The organism is Actinoplanes sp. NPDC019969, from assembly GCF_055562375.1.
This window is the reverse complement of record NZ_JBVHFK010000018.1, coordinates 34,763-51,392: the sequence shown is the minus strand read 5'-3', so window position 1 is coordinate 51,392 and position 16,630 is coordinate 34,763. Positions and strand designations below refer to the sequence as shown.

16 protein-coding genes are annotated in these 16,630 nt (G+C 72.9%); 6 read left to right on the top strand and 10 right to left on the bottom strand.

Annotation, left to right across the window (positions count from 1 at the left end; genetic code table 11):
- Window positions 1-13 precede the first annotated feature (13 nt).
- The 4 genes from ACZ3II_RS38815 to ACZ3II_RS38800 are packed head-to-tail and all read right to left on the bottom strand — an operon-like array spanning window position 14 to window position 3,877.
- Window positions 14-682 (bottom strand): DUF4097 family beta strand repeat-containing protein, encoded by a 669-nt coding sequence (locus ACZ3II_RS38815; protein WP_465524959.1) that lies wholly within the window; start codon window positions 680-682, stop codon window positions 14-16.
- A 12-nt stretch (window positions 683-694) separates the two neighbouring features.
- Window positions 695-2,050, bottom strand: a complete 1,356-nt coding sequence (locus ACZ3II_RS38810) for an alpha/beta hydrolase family protein (RefSeq protein WP_465524957.1) — start codon at window positions 2,048-2,050, stop codon at window positions 695-697.
- A 58-nt stretch (window positions 2,051-2,108) separates the two neighbouring features.
- Window positions 2,109-2,780, bottom strand: coding sequence for a response regulator (locus tag ACZ3II_RS38805; RefSeq protein ID WP_465524955.1), 672 nt, complete (start codon window positions 2,778-2,780; stop codon window positions 2,109-2,111).
- Window positions 2,777-3,877, bottom strand: coding sequence for a sensor histidine kinase (locus tag ACZ3II_RS38800; protein WP_465524953.1), 1,101 nt, complete (start codon window positions 3,875-3,877; stop codon window positions 2,777-2,779). The genes ACZ3II_RS38805 and ACZ3II_RS38800 overlap by 4 nt, the downstream gene beginning before the upstream one ends.
- A 97-nt stretch (window positions 3,878-3,974) precedes the next feature.
- Here ACZ3II_RS38800 and ACZ3II_RS38795 point away from each other — a divergent pair, with 97 nt between their 5' ends.
- From ACZ3II_RS38795 to ACZ3II_RS38785, 3 genes are all read left to right on the top strand, one after another.
- Window positions 3,975-4,394, top strand: coding sequence for a Fur family transcriptional regulator (locus tag ACZ3II_RS38795; RefSeq protein WP_465524951.1), 420 nt, complete (start codon window positions 3,975-3,977; stop codon window positions 4,392-4,394).
- 24 nt (window positions 4,395-4,418) lie between these two features.
- Window positions 4,419-6,659, top strand: a complete 2,241-nt coding sequence (katG, locus tag ACZ3II_RS38790) for a catalase/peroxidase HPI (protein WP_465524949.1) — start codon at window positions 4,419-4,421, stop codon at window positions 6,657-6,659.
- Between the two features lie 160 nt (window positions 6,660-6,819).
- Window positions 6,820-7,350 (top strand): snapalysin family zinc-dependent metalloprotease, encoded by a 531-nt coding sequence (locus ACZ3II_RS38785; RefSeq protein ID WP_465524947.1) that lies wholly within the window; start codon window positions 6,820-6,822, stop codon window positions 7,348-7,350.
- A gap of 113 nt (window positions 7,351-7,463) precedes the next feature.
- Here the strand turns inward: ACZ3II_RS38785 and ACZ3II_RS38780 are convergent, their stop codons facing one another.
- Window positions 7,464-8,903 carry an MFS transporter gene (locus ACZ3II_RS38780; RefSeq protein WP_465524945.1) on the bottom strand — a complete coding sequence of 480 codons (1,440 nt, stop codon included), beginning with the start codon at window positions 8,901-8,903 and terminating at the stop codon, window positions 7,464-7,466.
- Between the two features lie 100 nt (window positions 8,904-9,003).
- Here ACZ3II_RS38780 and ACZ3II_RS38775 point away from each other — a divergent pair, with 100 nt between their 5' ends.
- Window positions 9,004-9,384, top strand: coding sequence for a MarR family winged helix-turn-helix transcriptional regulator (locus ACZ3II_RS38775; protein WP_465524943.1), 381 nt, complete (start codon window positions 9,004-9,006; stop codon window positions 9,382-9,384).
- 155 nt (window positions 9,385-9,539) lie between these two features.
- Here the strand turns inward: ACZ3II_RS38775 and ACZ3II_RS38770 are convergent, their stop codons facing one another.
- Genes ACZ3II_RS38770 through ACZ3II_RS38760 form a run of 3 tightly spaced genes read right to left on the bottom strand, consistent with a single transcriptional unit; the run spans window position 9,540 to window position 11,421 of the window.
- Window positions 9,540-9,986, bottom strand: a complete 447-nt coding sequence (locus ACZ3II_RS38770) for a hypothetical protein (protein ID WP_465524941.1) — start codon at window positions 9,984-9,986, stop codon at window positions 9,540-9,542.
- On the bottom strand, window positions 9,983-10,804 hold the full coding sequence (locus ACZ3II_RS38765) for a PaaX family transcriptional regulator C-terminal domain-containing protein (protein ID WP_465524939.1): 822 nt from the start codon (window positions 10,802-10,804) through the stop codon (window positions 9,983-9,985). Before ACZ3II_RS38765 ends, ACZ3II_RS38770 begins: the two co-directional genes overlap by 4 nt.
- Complete coding sequence (locus ACZ3II_RS38760; protein ID WP_465524937.1) at window positions 10,792-11,421, bottom strand: GNAT family N-acetyltransferase; 630 nt, start codon at window positions 11,419-11,421, stop codon at window positions 10,792-10,794. Before ACZ3II_RS38760 ends, ACZ3II_RS38765 begins: the two co-directional genes overlap by 13 nt.
- Window positions 11,422-11,467: 46 nt before the next feature.
- Between ACZ3II_RS38760 and ACZ3II_RS38755 the strand changes: the two genes are divergently transcribed.
- Together ACZ3II_RS38755 and ACZ3II_RS38750 are read left to right on the top strand one after the other, a co-directional pair.
- Window positions 11,468-12,466 carry an alpha/beta hydrolase family protein gene (locus ACZ3II_RS38755; protein ID WP_465524935.1) on the top strand — a complete coding sequence of 333 codons (999 nt, stop codon included), beginning with the start codon at window positions 11,468-11,470 and terminating at the stop codon, window positions 12,464-12,466.
- Between the two features lie 29 nt (window positions 12,467-12,495).
- Entirely contained in the window at window positions 12,496-14,088 is a 1,593-nt protein-coding gene (locus ACZ3II_RS38750; protein ID WP_465524933.1) for an MFS transporter, read from the top strand.
- On the opposite strand, the gene ACZ3II_RS38745 is transcribed toward ACZ3II_RS38750, so the two are convergent.
- Both ACZ3II_RS38745 and ACZ3II_RS38740 read right to left on the bottom strand, forming a co-directional pair.
- On the bottom strand, window positions 14,069-14,722 hold the full coding sequence (locus ACZ3II_RS38745) for a response regulator (protein ID WP_465524931.1): 654 nt from the start codon (window positions 14,720-14,722) through the stop codon (window positions 14,069-14,071). The two genes, ACZ3II_RS38750 and ACZ3II_RS38745, sit on opposite strands and share 20 nt — an antisense overlap.
- Window positions 14,686-16,596 carry a sensor histidine kinase gene (locus ACZ3II_RS38740; RefSeq protein WP_465524929.1) on the bottom strand — a complete coding sequence of 637 codons (1,911 nt, stop codon included), beginning with the start codon at window positions 16,594-16,596 and terminating at the stop codon, window positions 14,686-14,688. The genes ACZ3II_RS38745 and ACZ3II_RS38740 overlap by 37 nt, the downstream gene beginning before the upstream one ends.
- Window positions 16,597-16,630: the final 34 nt, after the last annotated feature.

Below are 16,630 nucleotides of genomic sequence, written 5' to 3'. Positions count from 1 at the left end.
CACACTCCGTCGGTCAGGCGGGCTCGACGACCACGTCGCCACCGCCGCTGCTCACGTCGATCCGGTGGGCCGACGCCGGGTCGACCGGGACGCCGACGGTGCTGCTGCCACCACCGGAGTCCACGTGTACCGCGAAGCTCTCCCGGGGCAGCGCGAGCGTGGTCTCGCCGCCGCCGGTGTCGACTCGCACGGCGCCGGGCGCGGCGGTGAACGTCATGTCGTAGGCCCCGCCGCCGGTCCGTGCGGTGACGCGGGGAGCGGCGATGCCGTGCGCCGTCACCGAGCCGCCACCGGATTCGAGGTCGATCTGCCCGGCCAGCCCGTCGATCGTGATGTCGCCGCCGCCGCTCTCCAGGGTGAGCCGGACCGAGGCGGGCAGTTCGATCCGGTAGTCGACGCCGCAGTCCCCGAGCCCCTGGCAGCCGGAGGTGAAGGTCAGGGCGGTGCCGTCGAGGCGATGCTCCGGACGTGGCCGGGCGCCGGTGTAACGGGCGGTCTCGGTGACGCGGACGGTGGCTCCGGTACCGGCGGTGACGGTGATCCGGCCGCCGAGGCTGTTGACGGCCGCCGTGGTGACCGAGCCGGTCACGTCGTACGACTCGGTGCTGGTCATTCGTGCTTCGTCACAGGCGGCGGTGGAGAGCAGGGTGGCGGCGAGGACGACGGGAAGAGTGAGACGCATGGCGGGTGCCTTTCAGGGAAGGAGGAGGCCCCAGTAGAGGGCCCACGGGACGAAGAGGGCGCCGCTGGTCAGCAGGAAGCCGAGGCGCAGGCGGTCGCGGGTGGCGGTGCGCCAGGCGGCGGCGGTCATCACGGTGGCGATCAGGAGGATCAGGGCGAGGGCCTGCAGCGCGACCCAGAGGACCGGGCGGCCGGCGGCCATCGGGCCGGGGTCGATGCCCTTCCAGTTCGCGCCGTCCAGGACCAGGACGAAGTAGGTGACCGCGCCGAGCACCGCGGTCAGGCCGGCCGCGGCGGCGACCCGGGCGGGGCGGGTGACGGTGACGCTGCGGCCGCGCAGCCTGCGGATCGCGGCGATCAGGGGGTACGCCAGGAAGCCGAGCAGCAGAACGGCAAGGGCGCCGAGCTGTACGGGCCACGACTCCCACCACGCCGACGGGGCGAGGGCGACGCTGTACGCCGGCTGCGCGGGGACGGCGTCACTGTGCGGGGCCGGGCGGGTCCGGATCCAGTCGCCGACGATCTCCGGGTAGCCGGCGTACAACGCGTCGGTGAACGTGCCGCCCTGGTCGAGGACCCGCAGGGTGTGGCCGGCGCCGGGCAGGGTCCGCACGGTCAGCGGGGCGGTGACGGTCTCCCGCAGCACGGCGATGCTCTCGGCCGCCGGGACCTGGGTGTCGTCGGTGCCGTACACGGCCAGGACCGGGATCCGCAGCGCGGCCAGCGGCGGCCGCGGGTCGTGGCCGGCCTCGGCGAACAGGCCGGCGTCGTTCGCGAGGCGGTAGAACCGGTCCGACAGGGTGCCGGTGAGCGCGCCGGACACTCCGGCGGCGGCCAGCTTGTTGCGCATGTTCCAGTTCTGCACGCGCAGCGGGGACAGGCCCGGGGCGGAGGCCAGCACCAGGAACGAGATGTCCGGTGACCGCTGGGCGGCCAGCGGCATCACCCAGCCGCCCTCGCTGATGCCCCACAGCCCGACCGCTGCCGGGTTCACGCCGGCCGTGCCGCGCAGCACTCCGGCGGCGGCTGCCGCGTCGCCGGCCAGCAGGTCGTAGTCCGGCTGGTCGAGGGGCCGCTTGTCGTAGGCGAGGACCGCGATGCCCTGCCGGGCGAACGCCACGGCCTCCGGGGTGACGCTCTTCCGCTTGCCGTTGCCGGAGCCGTGCACCAGCACCAGGCCGGGCAGCGGGCCGGTCGCACCCCGTGGGGCGTAGATCGTGCCCGCGAGGGTCTTCCCGCCCGATACGGGGATGCTGACGTCGGTCGTGGTCAGTTCCGTGGCGGCGGCGGCCGGGCGGGCCGGCAGGAGCAGCATGGTCAGGCTCAGCACGGGCAGCAGGGCCAGGATCAGCAGCAGTCTCTTGGTCACACGAGAATCTTCGGAAATCCGGCCGGCCCGGCCATCGCCGCCGCGAGGGAACTCCTTCTCACTCTCCAGAGGGAGAGAGCCCTCCCGCGACGACCAGACCGGATTCGTACGCGGCCACCACCGCCTGCGCCCGGTCCCGCAGCCCCAGCTTCGCCAGCACGCTGCTGACGTGCGTCTTCACGGTGTGCTCACTGACCACCATGGCCGCCGCGATCTCGCTGTTGGTCAGGCCCCGGCCGAGCAGCTGCAGGGTCTCCCGCTCGCGTGGGGTGAGCTGGTCCAGGCCGGCCCAGCCGCGGGGCGGCAGGCCCTGGCTGCGGACCGCCGTCTCGATCAGCCGGGTGGTCACGGCGGGGGCCAGCAGCGACTCGCCGGCGGCGACCACCCGGACGGCCTGCACCAGCTCGGCACGGCGGACGTCCTTGAGCAGGAATCCGCTGGCGCCGGCCCGCAACGCGTCGTAGACGTAGTCGTCCTGGCCGAACGTGGTCAGCATGAGCACCCGTACCGGCTGCCCGGCCAGCCGCCGGGTGGCCTCGATGCCGTCCATGATGGGCATCCGGATGTCGAGGACCAGCACGTCCGGCCGGTGCTCGGCGACGGCGTCCAGCGCGGCGGCGCCGTCGGCCACCTCGGCGACGACCGTCATGTCGTCCTCGGCGTCGAGGATCATCGCGAACGCGCCGCGGATCAGCTCCTGGTCGTCGGCGACCACGATCCGGATGGTCATCGCACCGTCGCCCGGACCTGGAAGCCGCGCCCGGCCGGGGTGGGGCCGGCCGACACCGTACCCCCGCAGCTCTCCGCCCTGACCCGCATGCCCGCCAGGCCGCGCCCGTCGGCGCTCGCCGCGGCCCCCGCCCCGATCCCGTCGTCGGTGACGGTGATCCGCAGCTCCCCGTCGTGCCAGTCGAGCGCCACCGTCGCGGTCCGGGCCCGCGCGTGTTTCATCATGTTGGTCAGTGCCTCCTGGACTATCCGGTACGCCGCGACCTCGGCGTCGGCGCTGAGCGTGCCCGGCTTACCGGACTCCGTCAGCGTCACCACTGTGGACCCGGCGCCGGAGACCTGTCCGACCAGGGTGGGGATTCCGGCGAGGGTGGGCTGCGGTACGCGTTCGCCGCCGGCCTCGAGAACACCGAGGATGCGGCGGAGCTGGCTCATCGCCTCGCGGCCGGCGGTGGCGATCGCCTCGAAAGCGGCTTCGGTACGTTCCGGGCCGTGCCGCATCGCGATCGGCCCCGCCTCGGCCTGCGCGATGGTGATGCTGACCGCGTGGGCGAGGATGTCGTGCATGTCGCGGGCGATCCGGGACCGTTCCCGTTCGGCTTCCAGCTCGCGTTCGCGTTCCAGGTGCAGCGCGCGTTCCTGCAGGACCCGCAGGTGTTCCTGACGGTTGGCCCAGGCCCGGCCGAGCGCGTACGCCGCGGTCCACAGCAGCGCGCCGCGGGCCGCCGTCTCGAGCGAGCCGGTGAAGAAGACCGCGCCCCAGACGATGGCCACGATCGCGGTGATCCGCTGCCATCGGGGCGCCTGCGCGGCGACGGTGAACATGGCGATCAGCGCCCCGTACCAGAGCGGCTGCCGGGGTCCGTCCGGCACGAAGTTGTACGCCACCGCCGCCAGCTCGCTCAGCGCCAGCATGGCGAACGGGGCCTTCCGGCGGAACAGCACCGGAACGGAGCCCCCGACAGCGACCAGGTAGCCGGCCACCGGCCAGCTCGGCCCCGACCACGGGGTCCCGGAGAAGGGGGCGAGCTGGGCGAGCAACGCGACCACGGCGAGGGCCCCGTCGGTCACGTACCAGGGCAGCTTCCGGAGATCCACGGGGATGATTCTGCACGTCCCGGCCGGGGCCGGTCGATCGAGGCCGACCGCGTGTGAAACTTGAACTATTCCAGAAAAGGGCGCTAGGGTCATGACCATGACGACCGACTTCGAGGCACAGTTGCGGGCGGTCTCGCTGCGCGTGACCCGGCCCCGGCTGGCGGTGCTCGCAGCCCTGCACGACCACCCGCACGTCGACACCGACACGGTGATCGACCTGGTGCGCGCGGAACATCCTACGGTCTCTCACCAGGCGGTTTACGATGTTCTGCGTGCGCTGACCGACGCTCGCCTGGTTCGGCGCATCCAGCCCGCCGGCGCGACCGCCCGTTACGAGTCGCGAGTCAGGGACAACCACCACCATGTCGTGTGCCGCAGTTGCGGTGCGATCGCCGACGTCGACTGCGCCGTCGGTCACGCCCCCTGCCTCACCGCCTCCGACGACCACGGGTTCGTGGTCGACGAGGCCGAAGTCGTCTATTGGGGCACCTGCCCCAATTGCATGAGCTCCGATTAAACGGCACGTTTCGGAAGGAATCCGATGAGCGACATCCAAGACCCGAAGCAGAGTGGCTGTCCGGTCGCGCACGACTCTGTGACCGGCCACGGCGGCAGCGAGAGCGAGAACCCCGGCATCCCCTCGCCGGAGCCGAAGACCGGCGGGCGCCCGCGCACCAACCGTGACTGGTGGCCCAACCAGCTCGACCTGAACGTGCTGCACGCCCACTCGTCCAAGGGCAACCCGCTCGGCCCGGACTTCGACTACGCCGCCGAGTTCGCCAAGCTCGACGTCGAGGCGCTCAAGCGCGACATCGTCGAGGTGCTGACCACCTCGCAGGACTGGTGGCCGGCCGACTTCGGGCACTACGGCGGCCTGATGATCCGGCTCAGCTGGCACGCCGCCGGCACCTACCGGATCCAGGACGGCCGGGGCGGCGCCGGTGACGGCGGGCAGCGGTTCGCCCCGCTGAACAGCTGGCCCGACAACGCCAACCTGGACAAGGCCCGCCGCCTGCTCTGGCCGGTCAAGGCCAAGTACGGCCAGAAGATCTCCTGGGCCGACCTGCTGGTGCTCGCCGGCAACGTCGCGCTGGAGTCGATGGGCTTCAAGACCTTCGGCTTCGGTTTCGGCCGTGTGGACGTCTGGGAGCCGGAGGAGATCTTCTGGGGCCCGGAGGACACCTGGCTCGGCGACGAGCGCTACGTCTCCGAGAACTCCATGTCCGAGGGCGTCGGCGCCACCGAGATGGGCCTCATCTACGTCAACCCGGAGGGCCCGCGCGGCAGCGCCGACCCGCTCGCCGCGGCGCACTTCATCCGTGAGACGTTCGCCCGGATGGCGATGAACGACGAGGAGACCGTCGCGCTGATCGCCGGCGGCCACACCTTCGGCAAGACCCACGGCGCCGGTGTCGCCACCGACCACGTCGGCCCCGAGCCGGAGGGCGCGCCGCTGGAGGCCCAGGGCCTCGGCTGGCTGAGCAGCCACGGCAGCGGCAAGGGCGGCGACACCATCACGTCCGGCCTCGAGGTCACCTGGACCGACAAGCCGACCGAGTGGAGCAACCGCTTCTTCGAGATCCTCTTCGGGTACGAGTGGGAGCTCACCACCAGCCCCGGCGGCGCGAAGCAGTGGGTCGCCAAGGACGCCGAGGCGATCATCCCGGACGCCCACGACCCGTCGAAGAAGCACAAGCCGACGATGCTCACGACCGACCTGTCGCTGCGCGTCGACCCGGCGTACGAGAAGATCTCCCGCCGTTTCCTGGAGAACCCGGACGACTTCGCCCTCGCCTTCGCCAAGGCGTGGTACAAGCTGCTGCACCGTGACATGGGCCCGGTCGCCCGGTTCCTCGGCCCGTGGGTGCCGGAGGCGCAGCTGTGGCAGGACCCGGTCCCGGCCGCCGGCCACCAGCTGGTCAGCGAGGCCGACGTCACCGCGCTCAAGGCGAAGGTGCTGGAGTCCGGCCTCACTGTCGCGCAGCTGGTGCAGGCCGCGTGGGCGTCGGCGGCGAGCTACCGGTCGACCGACAAGCGCGGTGGCGCGAACGGCGCCCGGATCCGCCTGGAGCCGCAGCGCAGCTGGGAGGTCAACCAGCCGGTCGCCCCGGTGATCGACGCCCTGGAGAAGCTCCAGCAGGAGTTCAACGCCGCCGGCGGCGCCACGATCTCCCTGGCCGACCTGATCATCCTGGCCGGTAACGCCGCCGTGGAGAAGGCCGCCGCCGACGCCGGCGTGCCGGTCACCGTGCCGTTCCACCCGGGCCGCACCGACGCCTCGCAGGAGCAGACCGACGTCGAGTCGTTCAAGGTCCTCGAGCCGCGGGCCGACGGGTTCCGTAACTACCTGCGGCCGGGCGAGAAGACCCAGCCGGAGATCCTGCTCGTCGACCGGGCGTACATGCTGAACCTGACCGCGCCGGAGATGACCGCTCTGGTCGGCGGCCTGCGTACGCTCGGCAACAACTTCGGCGACAGCAAGCACGGCGTCCTCACCGACAAGCCGGGCGTGCTCACCAACGACTTCTTCGCGAACCTGCTCTCCCCCGGCACCCGGTGGAAGGCCTCGGAGAACCAGGAGCACGTGTACGAGATCCAGGACCTCGCCACCGGCCAGGTCAAGTACACGGCGACCGCCGTCGACCTGATCTTCGGCTCCAACTCGCAGCTACGCGCCCTCGCCGAGGTCTACGCCAGCGCCGACGCCCGCGAGAAGTTCGTCCACGACTTCGTGAAGGCGTGGACCAAGGTCACCGAGCTGGACCGCTTCGACCTCGTCTGACAGGTAACGCGTACAGCGGCGCCCGGCCCGCCCCGGAATCCACTTTCCGGGGCGGGCCGGGCGCTATCACGTTCGGCAGAGGCCCCAACCGATATGCCGCACAGATCGAGAATTGTCGATAGAAAGGAGGCGTCCCGACCCCCATCCCCCGGAGGAAGTCATGCTGCTCCGCAGATTCGCGGCGGCCGTCGTCGCCGCACTGGCCGTCACCGGCGTGCAGGTGGCCACCACCAGCCCCGCCGCCGCAGCCCCGCGCGTGCTGTACTACGACGCCAGTCAGGCCCAGGAGTTCAAGTCGGTGGTCGCCCAGGGCGCCCAGATCTGGAACAACAGCGTCACCAACGTGCGCCTGGAGCCGGTGCCGGCCGGCCGTACCCCGAACATCAGGGTCCTCGCCGACAACGGCTGGCCCCGCGCCTACACCAGTTCCCTCGGCAACGGCACCTGGTACATGGGCCGCCAGGCCGTCAACCAGGGCTACTACCAGCCGCGGATCGCGGCGCACGAGTTCGGTCACCTTCTCGGCCTGCCGGACCGCCGCACCGGGCTCTGCGCCGACCTGATGTCCGGCAGCAGCGCCCCGGTGAGCTGCACCAACCCCAACCCGAACGCCCGCGAGGCATCCACCGTCAACAGCAGGTTCGCCACCGCGGCGAGCGTCCCGGCCCAAGCTTTCGCCTGGAGTTCCTAGCCCGGCATCACCGCGTGTGCGGCAGCACGCCGGCTCCGATGATGTGGACGGCTCGACCGAGCCGTCCACATCGCCTTCGGCGGGATGCCACCTGACGGCATCACGATGGGCGGTCAGGTGGTGGCGACGTGCTTGCCGGAGGTGCGGAGGAGCAGGGGTACGAGGTTGAGCACCAGCCCGGCCAGTGCGACGGCGGTGACCAGGCCGACGCCGGGACGGAAGGTGGTGAAGTCGGCGGCCACGGCGGTGGTCGCGCCCAGGAGGGCGGTCACCACGGCCAGGACCATGGCGGTTCCGACCTGGCCGGAGCTCTGTACCAGGCCGGAGGCGAGGCCCTGTTCGGAGTCGTCGATGCCGTCGGTGGCCTGGGCCATGATCGAACTGAAGCCGAAGGCGAAACCGCCGCCGAGCAGCAGCATCGCCGGGAGCACCGTGAGCAGGTAACCGGGCCGGCTGCCGGCGGTCAGCAGGAACCAGACGTAACCGGCGCTCAGCGAGGCCATCGCGGTGATGATCAGGGGCGCGGTGCCGTACCGGTCGATGAGCCTGCCCATGAACGGGGAACCGAAGGCGACCAGCAGGCCGGCGGGCAGCAGGGCCAGCGCCATCCGCAGCGGCGGCCAGTGCAGCACGTCCTGCAGGTAGAGGGTCATGATGAACTGGAAGCTGACGTACGAGCCGAGCAGCGCGACCATGCTCAGATTGGCGCGGACGATCGCCCCGGCACGGAAGATCCCGAGCCGGACCAGTGGGTGCCGGACCCGGCTCTCGGCCACCACGAAACCGGCCAGCGCGGCGACGGCGAGCACCGCGATCGTGATGGTCAGCGGGTCGGTCCAGCCGCGTTCGGGGGCGGTGACCACGGCGTACACCGAGAGAAGCATGCCTGCCGTGAGGGTGACCGCACCGATGAGGTCGTGGCCGCCGTCGGCGGCGGCCCGGTCGCGCGGGATCAGGAACCAGCCCGCGATCAGCGCGCCGAGTGCGAGCGGCACCGGCACGATGAACGTCCACCGCCAGCCCAGGCTGGTCAGCAGGCCGCCCAGGATCAGGCCGGACGAGTAGCCGCTCGCGCCGAACACCGTGAAGATCGACAGCGCGCGGTTGCGGGCCGGGCCCTCGGCGAACGTGGTGGTGAGGATGCTCATCGCGGTCGGGGCGGTGAACGCGGCGGCCAGGCCCTTGACGAACCGGGTCGCGATGAGCAGCGCGCCGTCGTCGACCAGGCCGCCCACCAGGGACGCGACGGTGAAGACGCCGAGCGCGATCAGGAACACCCGGCGGCGGCCGAGCAGGTCGGCGGTGCGGCCGCCGAGCAGCAGCAGGCCGCCGTACCCCAGCACGTAGCCGTTGACGATCCACTGCAGGGACGCGGTGGAAAGGCCCAGTTCGGCGCCGATGGACGGCAGCGCCACGCCGACCATGGAGACGTCCAGCCCGTCCAGGAACAGCACGGCGCAGAGCACAGCGAGCACACCCCACAGCCGGGGCGTCCACGCTTCGCCGGCGGCTCTGGTCCCTGTGGTCACCACTTGCGGCTCGGTAATAGTCACGCGGCGAATCTAGATGCACCTGCAACTAATGCACAAGCATTAGATGCGTACGCATTTAATTCCTGTGCATACAGCCCTGCCGGCGGATAGGATGCCGGGCATGAGCTCCGAAGCCGCCCTGCTCGACCGGTGGCGGTCACTGCTGACCAGCTACAACGAGGTCGCCGTCAACCTCGAGCGCGCGCTCGCCGAGTCGCACGGGCTGTCGCTCAGCGAGTTCGAGACACTCGATCGGCTGGCCACGCAGAACTGTGACAAGCGCCGCATGCAGGAGCTCGCCGAGGCGATGTATCTGAGTCAGAGCGCCCTGTCCCGCACGGTCACCCGTCTGGTCAACGCGGGCCTGGTCGAGCGCACCAGCTGCGTGCAGGACCGTCGCGGCATCTTCGTCCAGCTGACCGAGGCCGGCCGTGCCCGGCACACCGAGGCCCGGCAGACCCACCTGGCCGTCCTCGCCCAGCATCTCCCCACCCCGGCGTAACGCCCACCGAGCCTTCGGCTGGCCGTCAGTGCTGTGTCCGGCGGCCGGAGACAGCACTGACGGCCAGCCGGTTCCGGCGTTCCCCGGCTGGTTCTCATGGCTGTCTCGGGGCGCGCGAGACAGCCATGAGAACCAGCCGGGCCGGGGTGGGAGGGTCAGGAGAAGTCGCGGCGCAGGACGTCGAGCTGGTGTTTCGTCACAAAGGACGGGTTGGCGGCCTGGGGCTGCCGCAGCACTTCCAGGTCGGCCAGCTCGGGGTGGGCACGCAGGGCGGTCCGGGGGATCCAGGCGGACGGGGCGGCGATGGTCAGGTCCAGCGGCACCCACCAGCCGTGGCCGCCGGCCTCCGGGCGGGCGGGGCCGCTCAGCACGCCCCGGCCCCAGATGCCGTAGGGAACGTCCCGGAAGCGGCTGCCACTGCCCCAGAACAGGACGGGCTGACCGGCCTCCATCAGGTCCAGGCGGTAGCTGCGCTGCACGCACCATCGGTCCACCCGCGGATCCTCGGCGAAGCGTTCACGCAGGCCGGTGCGGTCGTCGTTGCCCTTGATCAGCCAGGCGCCGAGAGCCGCCGCGGTGATCAGGCCGGGGTTTCTGCTCACGGGGACAGGACTACCCCGCGGAAGAGCTGGTGACCACTATCGCCGACGGCTTGCCGCAACGCCAGCCAGGTGGCCCGGAAGGCGGCGCGGGCGGTGATCGGCGGCCAGCCGTCCGGCAGCAGTTCCAGGGGCAGCAGCGGGTCGGGGGCGATCGCGTGGTCGAAGGCGGCCGCCAGTCCGAGGGCCTGCCGCAGCACCTCGACACGCTGGTCGTGCCCGGCCACCTCCGCGGGGACCGGCCGGGCCGCCAGCCGCGCCACCGGGTCGTAGCGGGCGGCGATCTCGTCCAGGGGCCACAGCCGGCCGGCGAGGACGGCGGGCCGGCTGTTCCCCGCGTGCCGCAGGTCGGTCGTGGTGGCGGACCAGAGCGGAAGGCCGGCGAGTTCGGCGGTGACGACGTCGTTCCAGTCGTTGGGGCTGACGTACATGCCCGGGTGCAGGGGTGCGCCGCCGAGGCGCAGCAGGGTCCGGCGGACCGTGTCGCGGACGGCCCGCTCGCTCTCCGGCACGGTGAAGACCACGAGGCGCCACCTGCCGTCCCACGGCTCCAGGCCGGCGTCGCGGCGGTAGGCGAACCGGAGGAACCCGGCGTCGTGCCGTTCGGTGAGCGCGGCGGTTCCGGAGCGGCGCAGGATCCCGGCGCGGCCGCGGCCCTCCTGCACGTAGGCGCCGGCGGCGACGAGGCGGCGGATCGTGAGGCGCAGCGGCTGGTCCGGGATGCCGAGCGCGTTCCCGGTGTCGTAGACCTCGGTGAGGGCGGCGGTGCCGTCCGGGCGGACCAGGCTCTCGATCAGGAACCGGGCGCTCACCTCGGGCATGCCGGGACCTCCTTGACCATGTCGGTGACCGCGGCGAAGCCACCGTAGAGCCGGCCCAGCGTACCGGTCTGCTCGGTGCGGACCGGGACGAAGCCGACCCGTTCGTACAGCGCCCGGGCGCGCGGGTTGGTGTCCACGACGGACAGCCGCAGCCGCCGCAGGCCCTGTTCGGCGGCGAGCGTCTCCGCCTCGCGCAGCAGCCGGGTCCCGAGGCCCTGCCCGCGCGCGGCGGGGTCGACGGCGATGCCGTCCAGCAGCAGTTCGCCCGGGCGCGCGGTGCGGTGCAGCCCGATCAGGACGAGACCGCGCCACCAGGCGCCGGGGCCGTAGGCGCGGAACAGGCCGCGCAGCGTCACGTCGAAGGCGGCGCCGCCGTCCAGGTGCAGTCCGGCGACACCGCGCACCCGCCCGTCCACCGTGGCGCACAGCATGCGGTCCGGGCGCAGATGCTCGGCGAGGAACCGGATGCGCTGGTCACCGGCGCCCAGTGCGACGCGCAGCTTCGCGTCGAAGGCGTGCGCGTACAGCTCTGCCGCAACGGAACGCGCCGCGTCCGGCACCGTCCGGTGAACGGTGACGCCCCGCGCGGTGGTCTCTGCATCGTTCTCGTCTCGCATGGATAACCTATCGTTGAAGCAACGGCCGTCTACGAAAGGATAGGTCATGCGGAGATGGGTGGCGGCGGTGACCGCGGTGGCGCTGGTGGTCGCCGGACTGGCAGGGGCTGCGGCCTGGGGGAACACGTTCGCGATGGAGGAGCGGGTGGTCAGCCTGCCGGGGCTGGGCGGCACGCTCGACGGAGTGCTGACGCTGCCCGAGGACCGGGCGGGGCCGGTGCCGGTGGTCGTGTTCGTGCACGGGGACGGGCCGGTCGACGCGACGCATCAGGGGCTGTACCGGCCGCAGTTCGAGGCGCTGGCGAAAGCCGGTGTGGCCGCGGTGTCCTGGAGCAAACCCGCGGACTGGCTGCGGCAGGACCAGGCCGACCGGGCGCGGGAGGTGGCCGGTGTCGTCGCGGCGCTGCGGCAGTGGCCGGAGATCGACCCGGAGCGGGTCGGGTTGTGGGGCGCCAGCCAGGGCGGCTGGGTGGTCCCGGCAGCGGCGGCGGCCGACCCGCGGATCGCCTTCGTGGTGCTGGTGTCCCCGGCGATCAACTGGATGCGGCAGGGCGAGTTCAACCTGCGCGCGACGCTGGAGCACGACGGCGCGGACCAGGCTGCCCGGGACGCCGCGCTGGCCGCACGGGAGCGGGTGAACGCCGTGCTGGCGCGCGGTGGATCGTACGAGGAATATCTGGCGGCGAAGCCGTCCGGCGAACCGATGACCCGGGACCGGTGGGATTTCGTCGCCCGCAACTTCCGGTCCGACGCCACCGCCGCCCTGCGTGACCTGGCCCGCCGGAAGACGCCCGTGTTGCTGCTGCTCGGCGGCAACGACCGCAACGTCGACGCGCACGAGACCGAGCGCGTCTACCGGGCGACACTGGGCAAGGATCAGCTGCGGGTGTGCTGGTTCCCGGACGCGAATCACTCGCTGGCCCGCTCGGAGGTCGAGAACGACGAGCTGCGGGCGTGGGTCACCGCGGTCTTCACGCCGCGGCGCCTGATGGCGCCGGGCTATCTGGAGACCATGGCCGATTTCGTACGGGGCACCGGCGTGTAGACGCCGCCACCCGTGGATACTCAGGGTCGGTGAGCACCGAGGCGACCACCGTCCAGGCCGTTCCACCGTCGGCGTGGGCGCCGCTGCGGATCGCGGTCTTCCGCAGTCTGTGGCTGGCGCTGCTGGCCGGCAACATCGGCACCTGGATGCAGACCGTCGGCGCGCAGTGGCTGCTGGTCGAGCAGTCCGGCACCGACACCCTGGTCGCGGTGGTGCAGACGGCCAGCACCCTGCCGATCGTGCTGCTGGCGCTGCCGTCCGGGGCACTGGCCGACATCTTCGACAGGCGGCGGCTGCTGATCGCCGTGCAGGTGTTCCTGACCGGGGTCGGCGCGGTGCTGACCACGCTGACGCTCGCCGGGTACATGCCGCCGTCGCTGCTGCTGACGCTCACGTTCGTGCTCGGCGCCGGGCAGGCGCTGACCGCCCCGGCCTGGCAGTCGATCATCCCGGAGCTGGTGCCGCGCCCGCAGCTGGCGTCCGCGTCGGCGCTCGGCGCGATCAGCATGAACCTGGCCCGGGCGGTCGGCCCGGCGGTGGCCGGCCTGCTGATCGCGCGGGCCGGCGCGGGCGTGGTGTTCGGCCTCAACACGATCTCGTTCGCGGTGTTCGCGCTGGTGCTGTGGATGTGGCGGCCGGCGGCCACGGGACCGGCGACGACGCCGGAGCGGTTCACGGCCGCGGTCCGGTCCGGGAGCCGGTACGTGCGGCACTCCCCCGTGGTCCGCCGGATCCTGCTGCGGGCGGGGCTGTTCCTGGTGCCGGGCAGCGCGTTGTGGGCGCTGTTGCCGCTGGTGGCGAGCCGGGCGCTGGGGCTGGGCCCGGGCGGGTACGGCCTGCTGCTGGCCGCGGTCGGCGCGGGCGCGGTGGCCGGTGCGGTGCTGCTGCCCCGGCTGCGGGCCCGCTGGTCGCTGAACCGGCTGCTGCTGGTCGCCGGCCTGGGGTTCGCGGTGGTGCTGGCGGTGCTGGGGACGTCCGGGTCGACCGCCGCCGTCGTGGTGGCGCTGCTGCCCGCCGGGGTCGCCTGGGTGATGGTGCTGTCCAGTGTGAACGCGGCGATGCAGCTGTTCCTGCCGAACTGGGTACGGGCCCGCGGCCTGGCCGTCTATCAGATGGTGTTCGCGGGTTCACAGGCGGCGGGCGCGCTGGCCTGGGGTGTCGTCTCCGACGTGTGGGGGCTGCTGCCGGCGCACCTGGCGGCGGTCGCGCTGATGCTGGCCGGCGCGGCGACGCTGCGGTGGTGGCCGCTGCACGACACCAGCGGCCTGAACCGGGACCCTGCCGTGTTCTGGCCCGAACCGCACCTGGAGGTGGAGCCGGACGACCAGAACGGCCCGGTCCTGGTGATGACGAGTTACCCGGTGCCGGCGGAACGCCAGGCGGCTTTCGCCGAGGCGATGCAGGGGGTACGCCGGAGCCGGATGCGCACCGGCGCCGTCCGGTGGGGACTGTTCCGGGACGGCGAACGGCCCGGCCGGATGGTCGAGGTGTACCTGGTGCCGACCTGGGACGAGCACCTGCGCCAGCACACCGGCCGGCTGACCGGCGCCGACCAGGCCGTCGAGCAGCGGGCCCTGGAACTCACCGACGGCCCGGCCGAGGTCAGCCACCTGCTGTCCTGAGGAACGCCAGGACCGCCATCACCCGCCGGTTGTCGTCGTCGGACGGCGGCAGGCCGAGCTTGCCGAAGATCGCGGCGATGTTCTTGCTGACCGCGCTGTCGCTAAGGAACAGCCGCTGCGCGATCGCCGCGTTCGACCGGCCCTGCGCCATCAGCTCGAGGACCTCGTGCTCGCGGGCGGTCAGCCGGGACAGCGGGGTGGCGGCGCCGCCGGAGGCCAGCAGTTTCGCGATCACCTGCGGGTCCATCGCGGTGCCGCCGGCCGCGACCCGGTGGACCGCCTCGGCGAACTGGTCGCCGTTGAGGACCCGGTCCTTGAGCAGGTAGCCGACCGCGCCCGCGCCGTCGGCCAGCAACTCCCGGGCGTACAGCTGCTCGACGTGCTGGGACAGCACCAGGACCGGCAGCCCGGGGCGGGCCCGGCGGGCGTCCAGGGCGATCCGCAGGCCCTCGTCGGTGCGGGTGGGCGGCAGGCGTACGTCGACGACCGCGACGTCCGGCCGCTCCCGGTCCAGGGCGTCGCGCAGCGCCGGCCCGTCGGCGACCGCCGCGACCACCGCGAAGCCGTGGCTCTCCAGCAGCAGGACCAGGCCGTCCCTCAGGAGGTGCAGGTCTTCGGCGAGGACAACGCGCACGGCACCTCCATGATCACTACGGTCGGCCCGCCGGGCGGGCTGTGCAGGGTCACGGCGCCGTCGAACGCGCCCAGCCGCCGCCGGATGCCGTCCAGGCCGCTGCCGGCCGACGGGTCGGCGCCGCCGGGCCCGTCGTCGGTCACCACCATCCGGAGCAGGCCGTCGCGGTGGGTCATCGTCAGCGACACGTGCGAGGCGACCCGGGCGGCGTTGGCGAGGGTCTCGCAGACGGCGAAGTAGACGGCGGACTCGACGGCCGGTGGCAGGCGGCCGGGCAGGGCGGTGTCGACGGTCACCGGCAGCGGGGTGTCCAGGGCGATCGCGCGGACCGCGTCGGCCAGGCCGCGTTCGGCGAGCACCGGCGGGTGGATGCCACGGACCAGGTCGCGCAGCTCCGCCAGGGCGGTGGCGGACGTGTCCTGGGCCTGGGCGAGCATTTCCCGGGCGCGTACCGGATCGGTGTCCATCAACCGGGCCACCGCGCCCAGGCCGAGCCCGACCGCGATCAGCCGGGCCTGCGCGCCGTCGTGCAGGTCCCGTTCGATCCGGCGCAGCTCGGCGGCGGCGGCGTCGACGCTGTCCGCACGGCTGGTGTGCAGGTCCGCGACCCGGCCGGCCAGCACCGCCGCGGCGGTCGGGGTGAGCAGCCGGGTGTCCCACCACAGGCGCAGCCGGGTCAGCGGGCCGGCCAGCACCAGCCCGAGACCGGCGATCGCCAGGCCGAGCAGCACGCTGGTCCAGTCCGGGATCCGGGCGGGTACGGCTTTCGCGTACTCCAGGGCGTACCAGAGGTAGAAGGGCGGCGCCCACCAGCCGGACGCCAGCCCGACCGGGACCGCCCACGGCGCCCAGGTGAGCGGCTGCCACACCAGGCCGAAGAAGCCGAGGGCGACCAGGGTCGCGGGCAGCAGCGAGAGCGGCGCGAACACCACCGCGCCGAGCGCCCACACCTGGTCGCGCCAGGTCGCCGGGTCACGGGTGATCCAGAAATAGCGCTGGGCCAGGACGGCCTCGGACCGGCCGGTGTAGAGGGTGCGGCCGACCCGGTACGCGCCGTCGGCGTCCGGCTCGGGCGGTGGTGGGACCGGCCGGTACGGGCTGGGCAGCCGCACCCCGGTCCACCGGTGGGCGTGCCGCCGGTACAGCTCGGTCATCGGCCGGACGATCGTCTCCACCCGCACCAGCAGGCCGCCCCACGACAGCAGTACCGCGACCAGGGTCAGCAGGGCCGCGCCGAACGCGGCGAGGGACAGCCCGGCGAGTCCGGCCAGCCGCCAGGTCGCGGCCGACGCCCGGCGGATCCGGCCGGGAGGGGACGGCCGGTCGGGCGTTCGCAGGAGCAGGCGGGTGCTTTCCCCGTACCGCCGCAGAGCAGTCGGCGCCAGCCCGAACGCGGCGGTGAGGGCGCCGCCCGCCGCAAGGAACGCCCCCACCCCGCCGCGCAGTGCCAGCGCCACCGCGAGGCCGGTCAGCGCCGGCGGGACCAGTGCCGGAACCGCGCTGGTGAACGGGGCGGTCATCAGCCAGCGCCACTCGCGGCGGGCGTGCGGGTCGCTGCCGTAGTGATCGATCCGGGCGAACCAGCGCGGCAGGCGCGGCGACCGGTACAGGGTGGCGTGGTAGGCGAACCAGCCGTCGGCGCGCTGCCGTGGCACCGGCGGCGCGGCCCGGATCACGTCCGGCAGATCAGCGCCGGCCCACCGGCGGGCCAGCCGGCGGCCGAGCGCGGCGAGACGCTGCTGACCGGCGACCGCCGGCGGGTACGGGACGACGAGGGTGGCGGCGACCAGGACCAGCAGGCCGTACGCCAGACCGGCGACCGCGAGCAGGACGAGAACGGCGCATCGGACCAGGGCGAAGGCACGGTGGGTCATGAGCCGAGCCTTCGCCGCCGCGGCCGCCAGCACA